The organism is Janthinobacterium foliorum, assembly GCF_978021625.1.
The window spans coordinates 421,860-435,829 of record NZ_CDXDQE010000003.1 but is presented as its reverse complement, the minus strand read 5'-3'; the positions used below and the strand labels follow the sequence as shown (position 1 = coordinate 435,829).

At 66.6% G+C, this 13,970-nt stretch carries 14 protein-coding genes; 10 read left to right on the top strand and 4 right to left on the bottom strand.

Annotation, left to right across the window (positions count from 1 at the left end):
• Window position 1: 1 nt before the first annotated feature.
• From ACZ92H_RS09440 to ACZ92H_RS09395, 10 genes are read left to right on the top strand one after another with little or no spacing between them, the layout of a single operon-like run.
• Window positions 2–1,699 (top strand): GspE/PulE family protein, encoded by a 1,698-nt coding sequence (locus ACZ92H_RS09440; protein WP_465049130.1) that lies wholly within the window; start codon window positions 2–4, stop codon window positions 1,697–1,699.
• Window positions 1,686–2,462, top strand: a complete 777-nt coding sequence (locus tag ACZ92H_RS09435) for a hypothetical protein (protein WP_465049129.1) — start codon at window positions 1,686–1,688, stop codon at window positions 2,460–2,462. The genes ACZ92H_RS09440 and ACZ92H_RS09435 overlap by 14 nt, the downstream gene beginning before the upstream one ends.
• Window positions 2,453–3,007: a hypothetical protein gene (locus tag ACZ92H_RS09430; RefSeq protein WP_465049128.1), complete on the top strand. Its 555-nt coding sequence runs from the start codon at window positions 2,453–2,455 to the stop codon at window positions 3,005–3,007. Before ACZ92H_RS09435 ends, ACZ92H_RS09430 begins: the two co-directional genes overlap by 10 nt.
• The gene (gene pilO / locus ACZ92H_RS09425; protein ID WP_465049126.1) at window positions 2,995–3,615 is read left to right on the top strand and encodes a type 4a pilus biogenesis protein PilO; all 621 of its coding nucleotides are present in this window, start codon (window positions 2,995–2,997) and stop codon (window positions 3,613–3,615) included. The genes ACZ92H_RS09430 and pilO overlap by 13 nt, the downstream gene beginning before the upstream one ends.
• On the top strand, window positions 3,612–4,151 hold the full coding sequence (locus ACZ92H_RS09420) for a hypothetical protein (RefSeq protein ID WP_465049125.1): 540 nt from the start codon (window positions 3,612–3,614) through the stop codon (window positions 4,149–4,151). Before pilO ends, ACZ92H_RS09420 begins: the two co-directional genes overlap by 4 nt.
• Window positions 4,148–6,055 (top strand): secretin GspD/PilQ domain-containing protein, encoded by a 1,908-nt coding sequence (locus ACZ92H_RS09415; protein ID WP_465049124.1) that lies wholly within the window; start codon window positions 4,148–4,150, stop codon window positions 6,053–6,055. The genes ACZ92H_RS09420 and ACZ92H_RS09415 overlap by 4 nt, the downstream gene beginning before the upstream one ends.
• An 8-nt stretch (window positions 6,056–6,063) precedes the next feature.
• Window positions 6,064–6,534: a type II secretion system protein gene (locus ACZ92H_RS09410; RefSeq protein ID WP_290603125.1), complete on the top strand. Its 471-nt coding sequence runs from the start codon at window positions 6,064–6,066 to the stop codon at window positions 6,532–6,534.
• 5 nt (window positions 6,535–6,539) lie between these two features.
• The gene (locus tag ACZ92H_RS09405) at window positions 6,540–6,923 is read left to right on the top strand and encodes a type IV pilin protein (RefSeq protein ID WP_465049123.1); all 384 of its coding nucleotides are present in this window, start codon (window positions 6,540–6,542) and stop codon (window positions 6,921–6,923) included.
• Window positions 6,910–7,446: a type II secretion system protein gene (locus ACZ92H_RS09400; RefSeq protein ID WP_465049122.1), complete on the top strand. Its 537-nt coding sequence runs from the start codon at window positions 6,910–6,912 to the stop codon at window positions 7,444–7,446. The genes ACZ92H_RS09405 and ACZ92H_RS09400 overlap by 14 nt, the downstream gene beginning before the upstream one ends.
• A gap of 56 nt (window positions 7,447–7,502) precedes the next feature.
• Window positions 7,503–8,726, top strand: a complete 1,224-nt coding sequence (locus tag ACZ92H_RS09395; protein WP_465049119.1) for a M24 family metallopeptidase — start codon at window positions 7,503–7,505, stop codon at window positions 8,724–8,726.
• Between the two features lie 63 nt (window positions 8,727–8,789).
• Here the strand turns inward: ACZ92H_RS09395 and ACZ92H_RS09390 are convergent, their stop codons facing one another.
• The 4 genes from ACZ92H_RS09390 to iaaH form a co-directional block, all read right to left on the bottom strand.
• On the bottom strand, window positions 8,790–10,364 hold the full coding sequence (locus ACZ92H_RS09390; RefSeq protein ID WP_465049118.1) for a methyl-accepting chemotaxis protein: 1,575 nt from the start codon (window positions 10,362–10,364) through the stop codon (window positions 8,790–8,792).
• 44 nt (window positions 10,365–10,408) lie between these two features.
• Entirely contained in the window at window positions 10,409–10,813 is a 405-nt protein-coding gene (locus ACZ92H_RS09385; protein ID WP_465049117.1) for a type 2 periplasmic-binding domain-containing protein, read from the bottom strand.
• Between the two features lie 10 nt (window positions 10,814–10,823).
• On the bottom strand, window positions 10,824–12,086 hold the full coding sequence (locus ACZ92H_RS09380; RefSeq protein WP_465049116.1) for a hypothetical protein: 1,263 nt from the start codon (window positions 12,084–12,086) through the stop codon (window positions 10,824–10,826).
• A gap of 363 nt (window positions 12,087–12,449) precedes the next feature.
• Window positions 12,450–13,925 (bottom strand): indoleacetamide hydrolase, encoded by a 1,476-nt coding sequence (gene iaaH / locus ACZ92H_RS09375; protein WP_465049115.1) that lies wholly within the window; start codon window positions 13,923–13,925, stop codon window positions 12,450–12,452.
• Window positions 13,926–13,970: the final 45 nt, after the last annotated feature.

The window sequence follows — 13,970 nt, the reverse complement described above, 5'->3', positions numbered from 1 at the left end:
CATGAACGCGCGCGAGGAAGAGCGCAGCGTGCTCGATGCGGCCATGCTGCGCCAGGCCCACGCCAGCGCGCTGGCGCAAGGCCGCCCGCAAATGGCCGTGCTGCAGGAAACGGCGGCCCTGCCGGCCGACGTCTTCGTGCGCCAGCTGGCCGCCCTGTTCCGCTATCCGGCGTGGACGATGGCCGCGCTGCAGGCCAGCCTGCCCGCCTTTGGCCTGCTGCCCTACACGGATTGCGCCCAGCGCGACTGCGTGCTGCTGCAGCCGGAGCTTGCCGGCGCGCCGCCCGTGCTGGTCATCGGCAATCCGTTCAGCGAAGACTTGCTGCAATGGGCCGACTTCGCCCTGCGCACGCCCTTCACGGTGGCGCTGGCGCACCCGGACGACCTGGCCGCCTACCTGCAGCAGCAGGAAAGCGTGCAGCAGGCGATGCAGGAAATGCAGCACGGTGATGATATGCCTGGACTGGACCAGAGCATCGAGGACATCTCGCTCATCCGCATCAGCGAAGACAGCAGCCCAGTGGTGAAACTGGTGAATTCCACCATCTACGACGCGCTGAAATTCCAGGCCAGCGACATCCACCTCGAATGCGACTTGGCCAGCCTGGTCATCAAGTACCGCGTCGACGGCGTGCTGGTGCAGGCGGGCCAGGTGCAGGGCTTGCCGATGGCCGAACAGATTATCTCGCGCATCAAGGTCATGGCGGACCTCGACATCGCCGAGCGGCGCATCCCGCAGGACGGCCGCTTCAAGGTGCGCGTAAAAGGCGCGGAGATCGATTTCCGCGTTTCCATCATGCCGAACATCTTTGGCGAGGACGCCGTGCTGCGCCTGCTGGACCGGCGCGCGCTGACGGAGGCGGCACAGGCGCTGCGCCTGGAAAGCCTGGGTTTGAACGAAGACGCCATCGAGCAGATCCGCCGCCTGGCGGCCAAGCCGCACGGCATGCTGCTGGTGACGGGCCCCACCGGTTCCGGCAAGACCACCACCCTGTACGCGGCCATCACGGAAATCAATACCGGACGCGACAAGATCGTCACCATCGAAGACCCCGTCGAATACCGGCTGCCGCGCGTGCTGCAGATTCCCGTCAATGAAAAGAAGGGGCTGACGTTCGCGCGCGGCCTGCGCTCCATCCTGCGCCACGATCCCGACAAGATCATGATCGGCGAAATCCGCGACGACGAAACGGCGCAGATCGCCGTGCAGGCGGCGCTCACGGGCCACCTGGTGTTTACCACCGTGCATGCGAATAACGTCTTCGACGTGGTGGGCCGCTTCCTGCACATGGGCGTGGACGCCTACAGCTTCACCGCGGCACTGAACGGCATCGTGGCGCAGCGCCTGCTGCGTCTCAACTGCGCCCATTGCGCCGTCGATGCCAGCGCCGAGGTGCTGGCCGATGCGCAGCAGCTGCGCGACAGCGGCCTGGCCCTGCACCAGGTGCAGGACTGGCAGTTCATGGCCGGCAAGGGCTGCGGCCATTGCCGCGGCACCGGCTACAAGGGCCGCAAGGCCGTCGCCGAAGTGCTGATGCTCAGCGACGCGATGCGCGAATTGATCTGCACGCGCGCGCCCCTGAGCCAGATGAAGGAAGAAGCGGCGCGCAACGGCTTCCGCCTGGCGCGCGACGCGGGCCTGGACCTGGTGCGGCGCGGCGAAACCACTCTAGCGGAGCTCAATCGTGTCACTTATTGACCATACCCTGTGCCTGCACCTGGCGCCGCAGGCGCTCCACGGCGTGCAGCGCCGCGCCGGCCGTCCCGTCGCGGACAGCGCTTTTCACGTGCCCATCCTGAATCCCGGCGCCAGCTGGGAAGTGGCGCTGGCCGCCTTGCGCGGCTGGCTGGAACAGGATGGCGGCAAGAAGCTGCCGCTGGCCGTCAGCCTGGCCAGCCGCTGGTGCGCCATGCTGATGGTGCCGTGGAGCGGCGCCCTGCTCGACACCGCCAGCGCGCAGCGCTTTCTGCACAGCCAGTTCGGCGCCGTGCATGGCGACAGCGCGCGCGCCTGGCGCCTGGCCGCCGACGACGCGCCGTATGGCCAGCCGCGCCTGGCCTGCGGCATCGATGCGGCCCTGCTGCAGGGCGTGCAGGAGGCGGCAGGCACGCATGGCCGGCGCTGCCTGTCCATCGAACCCATCGTGGGACCGGCATGGCGCAGCATCGCCGGCGGCAAGCCGGCCGCCTTCGCCCTGGTGGAAGCGGGCCGGCTGCTGCTGGCGACCAGCAGCGGCGGGCGCATCACGGCGCTGCACAGCCAGTCCTGCGACACGGCCTGGGGCGATGAACTGGAGCGGGCCTGGCGGCGCTGGAACCTGCGCGCGCCGCAGCTCGACGCCATCGAACAGGTGGCGCTGCTGGACTTGAGCGGCGTGCCGCAGGCGGATCTGCCGGCGCGCTTCCAGCCCATGCCCGTGAGCAGCCCTGCCCACTTGATGCAGGAGGCCGCATGGGCCTGAGCCGCTTCCATTTCCTGCCCGCCAGTGCGGCGCAAACTTTTTCCGGCTGGCGCCTGGCCCTGTGCCTGGCCGGGGCATTGCTCCTGCTGCCGGCCGCCGTGTACTGGCTGGTGCAGGTGCAGGAAACGCGGCGCCTGGAAGCGCAACTGGCGCAGCTGCAGCCCGCGCATCCCGTGCGCGCGCCCCTGTCCGCCAGCCAGCAGCGCGAACGCGACATCGAACTGAAACAGGTGGCCATCGCCGTGCGGCAGCTCAACCTGCCCGTCACGCGCCTGATCAGGACTGTGCAGGCGCCGCGCGACGTGCGCGTGGCCCTGCTGGGGCTGGACCTGAATGCGCAGCAGGGACAGGATGGCGCCAGCGCCCTCAAAATCGCCGCCGAAGCGGAAACGCCGCAGGACATGCTCAACTACCTGGCCTTCCTGAACCAGCAGCCCATGTTCAGCGCCGTGTATCTGCTCAAGCACGAGATGAGCAGCAACGCGGACGCCAGCATCCCTCAACATCCCTACCGTTTTCAGCTGGAGGCGCAATGGCGGCAGTAAAACCCGTGTTGACAGCCCACGCGCGCGCGGCGCGTCCGCGTTGGCAGCTGCGCCTGCCGCCGCGCCTGCGATGGGAGGCGCAGCGCCTGTGGCGCAAGCTGGGCTGGCCTTGCGCCATCGGCGTGGCCTGCCTGGCGCTGGCCGCCTTCGCCGTGCGGCAGGGCGAAGCGCTGGCGGCGCGCCAGCAGCAATTGACGGCGCAACTGGCGGCAGCGGCAAGACAGTCGGCGCTGCCGCTGGCACCGGCCACGCTCGACGCGGAAGCCGACAGCCTGGCCGCGTTCCACGCCTACCTGCCCGCGCATGACAGCATTCCCGAGCAGCTGAAAACCTTGCTGGATGTGGCGCAGAAAAGCGGGGTCACCCTCGCCAAGGCCGACTACAAGCCGCAGGAAGATGGCAATGCCGCCTTTTTGCGCTACCAGATCACCCTGCCCGTGAAGGCCGAATACGCGCAGCTGCAAGCCTTTGTCGTCGACGCCCTGCAGGAGCTGCCCACCCTGACCCTCGACTCCGTGCTGTTCAAGCGCGAACAGATCGAGGCGGGCGAGATCGACGCGCGCATCCAGTTCATCCTGCTGGTGAAAAAACCCGAGGTGCGATCATGAAAAAAGCCGTACTGGGGGCTGCCGCTGTGGCGACCCTGCTGGCCGCTCTCTTCGCGCCCGAGGACGAAGGCAGCATCGTTGGGCCGGCCACGGCCACGCCGCGCCAGGTGGAGCGCGTGCCGGCACCAGCCATCGCCACGGCGGCCACTGCCGCGCCACCCCGTTCCCCGCTGGCCATCGATCGGCGCCGGGCACTCGACGATGACGAAGCGGCCACCCTGTTCGCCAAGCAAAGCTGGCAGCCCGAGACGCCGAAAAAAATCATGCTCGACCAGCAGGCGGCCCAGGCCACGCGCACAGTCGCCGCCATCGACCCGAATGCGCCGCCTGCGCTGCCCTTTCAATTCCTCGGCCGCTTCGTCGACGAAGGCAAGGCCGCCTACTTCCTGCAGGCGGGCGAACGCAACGTGGTGGCGCGGCCCGGCGACACCCTGGAAGAGCGCTACCGCTTCGACGGCGTGGTGCAGGGCTCCCTGCAATTTACCTATCTGCCGCTCAACCTGAAACAGACACTCGCCGTAGGGGACCTCAATTGAAACGACGCGCACCACGTACGATCTTCACCCTGCTGCCCATGCTGTCCCTGCTGGCTGGCTGCGCCGGCAACCAGGCCTACAACGATGGCCAGGCCATGCTGGGCGCTGGCCACACGCAGCAGGGGCTGGCCCTGCTGGAACAGGCGGCGCAAGCCGAACCGACGAATGCCAAATACCGCATCGCCGTCACCAACGGCAAGATGCGCGCGCTGAACAACCTGAATGGCCGCGCGGAAGCGCTGCGCCAGCAAGGCAATTTACCCGAAGCGCAAGCGCTGTACCGCCAAGCGCTGGCGTTGGACGCCAGCGACGACGTGGCGCAGCGCGGCCTGGCCAGCGTGGCGCAGGACGAGCGCCACCGCAAGCTGGTGCAGGAAGCACAGGCCAGCTACCAGCGCGGCGGCGACGCGAATGTGGCGCAGGCACAGGAAGCCTTGCGCCAGGTGCTGCAGGAACGCCCCGCGCAACGCGAGGCGCTGGCCCTGAAAAGCCGTATCGGCGACGAACAGGCCAGGACCCGGCCCGCCGGCGGCAAGCTGGCAGCCGCCTACCGCAAACCCGTCACCCTGGAGTTCCGCGACGCGCCGCTGCGCTCCGTGTTTGATTTTCTCGGCAAGGTCTCCGGGCTGAACTTCGTCTTCGACAAGGAAGTCGATCCCGCACTGCGCGCCACGATCTCCGTGCGCGACACCAGCATCGAGGAAGCCATCGCCATGCTGCTCGGCGCGAACCAGCTGGAGCAGAGCGTCACCAGCGACAAGTCCATCACGATTTACCCGAACACGCCGCAAAAGGTGAAGGATTACCAGCAGCTGGTGGTGCGCACCTTTTTCCTCGCCAATGCGGACGTCAAGACGGTGGCGTTTTCCATCAAGACCCTGCTCAAGGCCAAGGATGTCGTCACCGACGAACGCCTGGGCATCATCATGCTGCGCGATACGCCGGAAATGGTGCGCATGGCCGAGCGCATCATCAACGTGCAAGACCTGGCCGACCCGGAAGTGATGCTGGAAGTGGAAGTGCTGGAAGTCAAGCGCACGCGCCTGATGGAACTGGGCATCCGCTGGCCGGACCAGGCCAGTCTGACACTGGCCGGTACCGCCGCCAATGGCCTGGGCGGCCTGAAAGTGGCCGACCTGCGCCGCATCAATGGCGAGAATATCAACCTGGGCATCGGCGGCGTCACCCTGAACGCCAACAAGACCGACAGCGACAGCAATATCCTGGCCAACCCGCGCATCCGCGTGCGCAACAAGGAAAAAGCCAAGATCCTCATCGGCGACCGCGTGCCCGTGATTACCGTCACGACGAACAACGGCGTCAGTTCCGACAGCGTCAATTACATCGACGTGGGCTTGAAGCTCGACGTCGAGCCGAACGTGTATCTCGATGACGAAGTGGCCATCAAGATCAACCTGGAAGTGTCGAACGTCGTCAAGGAAGTGATCAGCAAGACGGGCACGCAGGCTTACCAGATCGGCACGCGCAGCGCCTCCACGGTGCTGCGGCTGAAGGATGGCGAGACGCAGGTGCTGGCGGGCCTGATCAGCGACGAGGACCGGGGCACGGCCAACAAGGTGCCCGGCGTGGGCGAACTGCCCGTGCTGAACCGGCTGTTCGGCAGCCAGAAGGATGACGCCATGCGCAGCGAGATCGTGCTGTCGATCACGCCGCGCCTGCTGCGCAGCATCCGCCGCCCGGACCTGATGACGGCCGAATTCAATTCCGGCACCGAGGCGGCCGTGGGCGGCCGAGGCAGCGTGGGCGGCGCGCCGGACACCGTCGCCACGCCAGAACAGCCGCCGCCGCGCGCCGGCTCGCCCATGACGGGCGGCGATGAAGCGCCTGCCGCCGGCGACAAGACAGGCGCCACGCCGGCGGCCACGGTCAAGGGCGGCCAATGAAGCGGACCATGAAACCGCGCGGCTTCACCTTCATCGAACTGATGATCACCCTGGCGATCATGGCCACCCTGGCCACGGTGGCCGTGCCGATGGCGCAGGTGGCGCAGCAAAGGGCCAAGGAACACGAGTTGCGCAGTGCCCTGATCGAGATCCGCGAGGCCATTGATGCCTACAAGCGGGCTTCGGACAATGGCCGCATCAAGCTGTCGCTGGGCGCTTCCGGCTATCCGAAGAAGCTCGATGAACTGGTCGAAGGCGTGCCCGACCAGCGCAGCCCGTCGAAACAGAACATGTATTTTCTGCGCCGCCTGCCGCGCGATCCGTTCCAGCCACGGGAAGAAGGCAGCGCGGCCGACAGCTGGAACAAGCGCGCCTACGCCTCGCCGCCCGACAATCCCAGCGAAGGCGAAGACGTGTTCGACGTTGCCTCGCGCTCGACCAAGGCGGGCCTGAACGGCGTGCCGCTCAATCAATGGTGACGGCCATGCATGCAACGGCTCCGCGGCGCGGTTTTACCCTGGTCGAACTGCTGGTGGTGCTGGCGATCATCTCGCTGCTGCTGACGATCGCCATACCCCGCTATTTCGGCTCGGTGGAAAAATCCAAGGAAGTCGCCCTGAAGGAAAACCTGCAGGTGCTCAGGAGCGGCCTGGACAAATATTATGCCGACAAGGGCGAGTATCCGGCCGCGCTGGCCGACCTGGTCACCCATCATTATTTCCGCAGCGTGCCCATGGACCCCGTCACGGAGTCGTCCGCCACGTGGCAGCTGGTGCCGTCGCCGAATGGCGAAATCGGCGGCGTGGCCGACGTGCGCAGCGGCGCCAAGGGCAAGACGCGCGAGGGCATCCCGTTTGAACAGCTCTAGTTTTCGACGCCGTGCGCGGGGATTTGCATACGTCTGGACCCTGCTGCTGGTGGCCTTCATGGGCGTGGGCCTGGTGGTGGCCAGCGAACTGTTTGCCACGGCCGCGCGGCGCGACAGGGAGCGCGAGCTGCTGTTCATCGGCCATGAATTCCGCAATGCGCTGGGGCGCTACTATGACAGCACGCCAGCCGATGGCCGTCCGCGCTATCCGCTGACCCTGCAGGAACTGCTGAAAGATCCGCGCTTTGCCAACGCCCGGCGCCATCTGCGCCGCGTGTATGCGGACCCCGTCACGGGCAAGGCCGAATGGGGACTGCTGCGCCAGGAAGGACGCATCGTCGGCATCCATTCCCTGTCGCCGCAGCTGCCCATCAAGCAGGACAACTTCCTCGATGAAGACGCGAGCCTGCGCCGCAAGCAGCGCTACGCGGACTGGCAATTCACCTATCCGCACGACCTGGTGCTGGCACCGCCCGATGCCGCCGGCGGGGCGCCCGGCCTCAAGCCGAAAGGCGCAAACTGATATCATGCGGCTTTCCGCAACACGCATCGGCATCACGCATCGAACAAGGAGCAGGCATGAGCATAGGTGGCACTTCCATCGAACAGGCATTGGCATCGCTGTCGGACATGACGTCCGGCATGGTCGCCATCGGCAAGGACGAACACGCGCAGCGCATCGGCAAGGCCCAGGCGTACATGCGCAAGCAGGGTATCGCCGCGATCTACCTGAACGCGGGCGCCAACCTCACCTATTTCACGGGCACCAAATGGTATGCCAGCGAGCGCATGGTGGGCGCCATCCTGCCGGCCAGCGGCGATATCGAATACATCGCGCCCGCCTTCGAGGAAAGCACCCTGACGGGTTTCATGCTCATCGAAGGCAAGGTCAATTGCTGGGAAGAGCATGAAAGCCCGTACCAGCTGTTCGTCGACGTGCTGGCGCGCATGGGAGTCGCCCAGGATGCGGCCACGCCGCCGCGCGTGGGCATCTGCGAAAGCGCCGCCTTTTTCATCTACGACGGCATCTTGCCGCTGGCGCCCGGCTACGCGCTGGAAAACGCACGCGCCGTCACGGCATACTGCCGCAGCCGCAAGTCCGCGGCGGAAATCGCCCTGATGCAGCGCGTGATGGACATGACCCTGGCCGTGCACGTGGCCACGGCCAGCATGCTATATGAAGGCATCACGACGGTGGAAGTGGAAGAATTCATCCAGCGCGCGCACCGCAAGGTGGGCGCGCCCCGCTCCTATTTCTGCATCGTGCTGTTCGGCGAAGCGACCGCCTATCCGCATGGCGTCAACTACGTGCAGCCCCTGAAGGCGGGCGACACGGTGCTGATCGACACGGGCTGCCAGGTAATGAACTACATTTCCGACATCACGCGCACCTATGTGTTTGGCGCCATCAGCGAGCGCCAGCGTTCCGTGTGGAACAGCGAAAAGGCCGCGCAGGCCGCAGCGTTTGCCGCCGCCCAACTGGGCGTGCCCTGCGGCGACGTGGACCGCGCCGCCCGCGTCTCTTTGGCGTCGGACGGCTTCGGCCCCGGCTACAAGCTGCCCGGCCTGCCGCACCGCACGGGCCACGGCATCGGCCTCGATATCCACGAGTGGCCTTACCTGGTCGGCAATGACACGACGCCGCTGGACGTCGGCATGTGCTTCTCGAACGAGCCGATGATCTGCATCCCCGGCGAATTCGGCATCCGCCACGAAGACCATTTCTACATGACGGAAAACGGTCCGCGCTGGTTCACGCAGCCGGCGCACAGCATCGACGACCCGTTCGGCTTGCAGGCGTAGTCCAGGTGTTGGATTACGCTGCGCTAATCCAACCTACGCCATGCCATGCAGGTCAAGCTGGTATCACCGCAATGCCAGGTAGGTCGGATTAGCGCCCTGCGCGTAATCCGACACAGCGCCGCCTTGCGCCAGCTTGAACACGGCCAGCGCCGTGCCCAGCTGCACGGCCTGCTCCTGCAGCGATTCGGCCGCCGCCGACGCTTCCTCCACCAGCGCGGAATTTTGCTGCGTCATCCGGTCCATGCTGCCGATGGCCACGCCGATGTCGCCAATGCCGGCGCTCTGCGCCTGGCTGGCGGCGCTGATCTCGGCCATGATGTCGGCCACCTTTTTCACGGAATCGACGATCTGGCCCATGGTCAGCCCCGCCTCGTCGACCAGCTTCGACCCCACGTTCACCTTGGCCACCGAGTCGCCGATCAACTGCTTGATCTCGCGCGCGGCGGCGGCGCTGCGCTGGGCCAGGCTGCGCACTTCGGACGCCACCACGGCAAAGCCGCGCCCCTGCTCGCCGGCGCGCGCCGCTTCCACGGCCGCATTCAGGGCCAGGATATTCGTCTGGAAAGCGATGCCGTCGATGACGCCGATGATGTCGACGATGCGTTTTGACGAAGCGTTGATCTCGCCCATGGTGCTCACCACCTGGCTGACCACTTGCCCGCCCTTCACGGCCACCGACGACGCCGACACCACCAGTTCGTGCGCCTGTCCCGCGTTGGCCGCGTTGTCGCGCACGGTGGAAGTCAGGCTGTCCATGCTGCGTGCCGTCTGGTCCAGGCTGCCCGCCTGCGATTCCGTGCGCGCCGCCAGGTCCGCATTGCCCTGGGCGATTTCCGCGCTGGCCACCTGGATGGTTTCGGCCGACGCCTTGATGCCGGACACCATGCCGGCCAGCTTGCCGCGCATGTCCTGCAACGCCGCCAGCAGGCTGGCCTGGTCGCCCGCCTCGGTGACGATCCGCATGGAGAGGTCGCCATCGGCCACGGCGCGCGCGATCTGGCGCGCGTATTCAGGCTCGCCGCCCAGCTGCTGCCAGATGGCGCGCACGACGAAATGCGACACGGCCACCAGGCAGACGATGACGGCCAGCGCCACGGCGATGCTGGTATTGAGCGCGTTGCGCACATTCGCCGCGCTGCGCTCGATGCCTTGCCTGAACTGCGTCTGCGCCTGCTCGTTGGTCTTCGCCAGGTCGCCATTGAGCACGGCCAGCGCAGCCTGCATGCGCGCCACGGTCGCTTGCGGATCGCCCTCTTCCATCTCCAGCATGATGCGCGCCGCGCCCAGGGCCGGCGCATAGTAGCCGTCGAACGCCTTGGCCAGCCGCGCGCCGCGCTCGCGCTGGCCGGGAATGGCCGCGAAGGCGGCCAGCTGGGCGCGCAGCTTGACGGCCTGGCCGTCGACCTGGGCGATGCGTTCCTTGTCGCCTTCGCTGACGGCGTCGCGCAAGGCGTCGCCGACGGCCGCCACGTCCAGCGTCAGCGACTTGGCCATGTCGAGCACGGGATAGTCGGCGCTTTCCGTGGCGTGGATGGAATTGAGCGCGGCCGTCGACAGATAGGCGCTGACGGCCAGGCCCAGTCCGAAGATCACGGCCGAGACGACAGGCAGCGCCCAGATCTTGCGTTTGATGCTCATTGCTGTCTCCTGATTGTTATGAGTATGTGCACGGCAGCGTGGCATTACGGCGTCGTCAGCACCACTTTGACGCTGGCGTCGACGGCGCTCTTCTCGATATAGCCGATGGCCTTCGGATCGGCGGCCACGGCCTTCTTCACGTCGGCGCTATTCGCCACCTCTTTCGGCAAGGTGGCCTTGCCCGTGAAGACCAGCTTGGACCACAGGGCCTTGGCCTGCGACGGTTCCTTGTCCGTCACCTTCTTGTAGAACTCGGCGCGCACGGGAGCGCTTTCCGGCTGGTCGATCGGCGTCATGGCCGTCGATTTGCCGAGGAAGAGCTGCGCCACCTGTTCATTCGTCATGGCGCCGGCGGCGCTCTTCGGGTTGACCACCACGACCACTTCGGCCATGGCGGGAACGGCGCTCGACAGGGCCAGCACGGCAGCCACAAAAATAAAGGGTTTCATGCGGCGCTCCTTAGAAAACAAAATCGATGGCGGCGGCGGCCACCGTGACGGGCCCCTGGAAGCCCGGCTTGGCTTGCACGAACAGGCCCGGGCCATTCCTTGGCTTGATGCGGTCGATCTGCACTTTCAGCGCGGCCGAGCGGTGGAAGTCCCAGCGCACGCCGATGCTGTCCGTCGTCTGCTCCAGCTGGTTGCGCGTGGCGGCCAGGGTGTCGACGCCGGCCGACAGGGCGCGCAGGGTCGGCGTGCAGGCGGCGGGGTAGCCCGCCGGGCAGGCGGCCGGCACCGTGTTGTGCACGCGGCCATCGGCCTTCAGGCTGGCGTGGCTGTAGTAGGGCAGGAAGGCGCCCATGCGGTAGCCGCCCATCACGTACCACGAGGTGCTGTCGCTGACATAGCTGTCCGTCTTGCGCTTCGCATATTCGGACTGCAGCAGCACATTGTTCCAGTCCAGTCCCAGGCCCACGGAAGTAAATGACGCCTTCTTGTCCTTGACTTCCAGCGCATCGGCCAGGGCGCCCAGCTGGGCGATCCTGTAGCCGCTGCCGGCCGCGCGCAGGCCGCCCATCAGCGTATTCAGGCTGGGCGAATCGTCGATGCTCAGGCGGGTCTCGGCACGGCCGAAGCGCGCGGTGACGGGGCCGTACTCGGCCACCACGTTGAGGGCGACGATGGACTTGCCTTCCACGTGCACGGTCGAATCGGGGCCCGTGGCCAGGGTGGCCTTGGTGCGGCCCAGCGCCAGCTGCGTCGTGACGCTGGTGTCGCCCGCGCTGAACTGATACGTGCCGTCGATGCCGTCGATGCTGTTCAGCGGCACTTGCGAATACATCTCGCCGGGCGGACGCAGCATGGTGTTGGCATAACCCACGTTGCGGTAATCGGAAATCATGAAGACGGGCAAGCCCATGCGGCCGACGCGCACGCTGAAGCTGTCCGACACCTTGGCCTTGGCGAAGGCCCACGCCAGTTCGGCGCCGAAGTCATTTTCGCCATCCTTGCGCGCCAGGCCCTGCACGGTGGCCGACAGCCATGGATTGACGGTGACATTTGCCTGCAGGCCCAGATTGGAATCGACGCCCGTGCGCGCCGTGCGGCCGGCGCCGCTGGCCTGGTTCGGGCGCGCAAACTGCGCGTCATCGGTATCGGCCACGGTCAGCGCGGCCGTGCCGTATCCGCTGATCTTGATGGCGGGGCCATCGACTTCTTCCGCATACGCGTGGCTGATGGCCAGGGGCATGGCCAGCATGAAAATCAGGACGTGTTTATTCATAGTAATTAAATACCCGTAACGGTGAACAGTAATCGTGGAGTGGGACTCGAGGTCGGAGGTTCACCGGCCGTGACAGGCCGGGTCCGTTTTTTTCGCGCCGCCATTGCCCCGCAGGGCCTGCATGGCGTGTGACCAGTGAGCAAAACAATGCTACAGAGAAAAGGTTTTGCTTTGGAAAGTTTTCTGGTGGCAATGCGCGATTTCGCCGATTTTCAAGGAAAAAGCACGCGTTCTAGAGGGTTTTATCTAAATAGCACGCCGTGCAAAACCACACTTTGCCTATATTTTTCATACACTTATGGACAATTCAACGGACAAGAAACCCTGGCGCCCTGCCTGGCGCGCCAGTCCTGCATTTTTTCTTCAGAGCACGGCTTGCGGTGCCGGCAAGCTGCCGAACAGCGCTTCCAGCGACAGGCCGATGGCCAGCAAGCGGCTGTCGCTGCCCAGCGGTCCGTCGATCTCCATCCCCACCGGCAAGCCGGCAGGCGTCATGCCAGCCGGCAGCGACAAGCCGGGTATGCCCGCGTTGCTGGCCGGGTCCGTGTTACGGATCAGGGTGGTGAACGCATCGCCCGCGGCGCCGCCGTCCACCGCGATGGTGGACGAGCCATGCTCGGCGTCGATGGCCACGGCGCACACGGGCGTGGTGGGGAAAAAGATGGCATCCAGGCGGTACTGCGCAAAATAGTCGCGGTACAAGGCCTGCAGGCGGGGCCGCTGCACCAGCAGGGCGTCGGGGTACGCCGCGCCAAACGCATCGCCCAGGATGGCGCCAAACGCATGCCGCACGTCAGGGCTGGCCACCTGCGCGGCGATGTCGTCCAGCGTGAGCTGCGCGCCGCCGGCGGCCAGGTAGGCGGGAATCGCCTGGCGCGGCTCGTGCAGCGCCAGCGGGAACGACACCTTGCCGTTCGCCTCCATCACGTCCTGCATGCCGAGTTCGACCAGCACCACGCCCGCCTGCGCCAGGGTTTCCCTGGCCTGCCGCATTACGGCTGCCACGTCGGCGTCCAGCGGCTGCCAGAAAGCGGCCGGCACGCCAAAGCGCAGGCCGGCCAGCGGCTCCGGCGAGGGCATGCTCCGGCCGGACAGCACGCTGTCGAGCAGGGCCACGTCGGCCACCGTGCGCGCCATCGGGCCCAGCGTATCACGCGTATGGCTGATGGGCACCGTGCCGCTGGAATCGTAGCGCCGCTCTGCACCGCCATCGCCCACGGACGGACGCAAGCCCACGATGCCGCACAGGGCGGCCGGCACGCGCGTGGAGCCGCCCGTATCCGTGCCCAGGCCTGCCGGCGCGATGCGCGCGGCGATCGCCGCCGCCGTGCCGCCGGAAGAACCGCCCGGAATGCGCGCGCTGTCATACGGATTCTTGACATGCCCGGCAAAACTGGAAAAATTCGTGCTGGTGGCGCCAAACGCCAGCTCGTGCAGGTTCGCCTTGCCAAGCACGATGGCGCCAGCGTCCAGCAGGCGCTGCACGCCTGGCGCATTCGCCGGCGGATACCAGTCGCGCAGGGCCGGCGTGCCGGCGCTCGTCGGCATGCCATGCGTGTCGATATTATCCTTGACGACGATGGGCAAGCCCGCCAGCGGCGGCAAAGGCTGGCCCGCCGCGCGCGCCGCATCGACACGCGCGGCGGCGGCCAGCGCGGCATCCGCATTCAAGGTGATCAGGCTGTTCAAGCCGGCTTGCGCGCGCGCCTGCGCCAGCAAGATGCGCATGTAGTCGGCCGCACCCAGGCTGCCGTTGGCGATGGCCGCCACGGCATCGCTGGCGCTCAGGCCCAGCTGCGCCTGCGCGGCGAGGGAAGGTTGTTCGTCTGCCTTGCTCATGCTGTCTCTCCAAAAAAAATGCGCCGCCCACGCGTACATCGCAGG

Bases quoted from the DNA above. Each gene is read 5' to 3' on its own strand.
- ACZ92H_RS09440 (WP_465049130.1), top strand. From the start codon at position 2: ATGAACGCGCGCGAGGAAGAGCGCAGCGTGCTCGATGCGGCCATGCTG.
- ACZ92H_RS09430 (WP_465049128.1), top strand. From the start codon at position 2,453: ATGGGCCTGAGCCGCTTCCATTTCCTGCCCGCCAGTGCGGCGCAAACT.
- pilO (WP_465049126.1), top strand. From the start codon at position 2,995: ATGGCGGCAGTAAAACCCGTGTTGACAGCCCACGCGCGCGCGGCGCGT.
- ACZ92H_RS09420 (WP_465049125.1), top strand. From the start codon at position 3,612: ATGAAAAAAGCCGTACTGGGGGCTGCCGCTGTGGCGACCCTGCTGGCC.
- ACZ92H_RS09410 (WP_290603125.1), top strand. From the start codon at position 6,064: ATGAAACCGCGCGGCTTCACCTTCATCGAACTGATGATCACCCTGGCG.
- ACZ92H_RS09405 (WP_465049123.1), top strand. From the start codon at position 6,540: ATGCATGCAACGGCTCCGCGGCGCGGTTTTACCCTGGTCGAACTGCTG.
- ACZ92H_RS09395 (WP_465049119.1), top strand. From the start codon at position 7,503: ATGAGCATAGGTGGCACTTCCATCGAACAGGCATTGGCATCGCTGTCG.
- ACZ92H_RS09390 (WP_465049118.1), bottom strand. From the start codon at position 10,364: ATGAGCATCAAACGCAAGATCTGGGCGCTGCCTGTCGTCTCGGCCGTG.
- ACZ92H_RS09385 (WP_465049117.1), bottom strand. From the start codon at position 10,813: ATGAAACCCTTTATTTTTGTGGCTGCCGTGCTGGCCCTGTCGAGCGCC.
- ACZ92H_RS09380 (WP_465049116.1), bottom strand. From the start codon at position 12,086: ATGAATAAACACGTCCTGATTTTCATGCTGGCCATGCCCCTGGCCATC.
- iaaH (WP_465049115.1), bottom strand. From the start codon at position 13,925: ATGAGCAAGGCAGACGAACAACCTTCCCTCGCCGCGCAGGCGCAGCTG.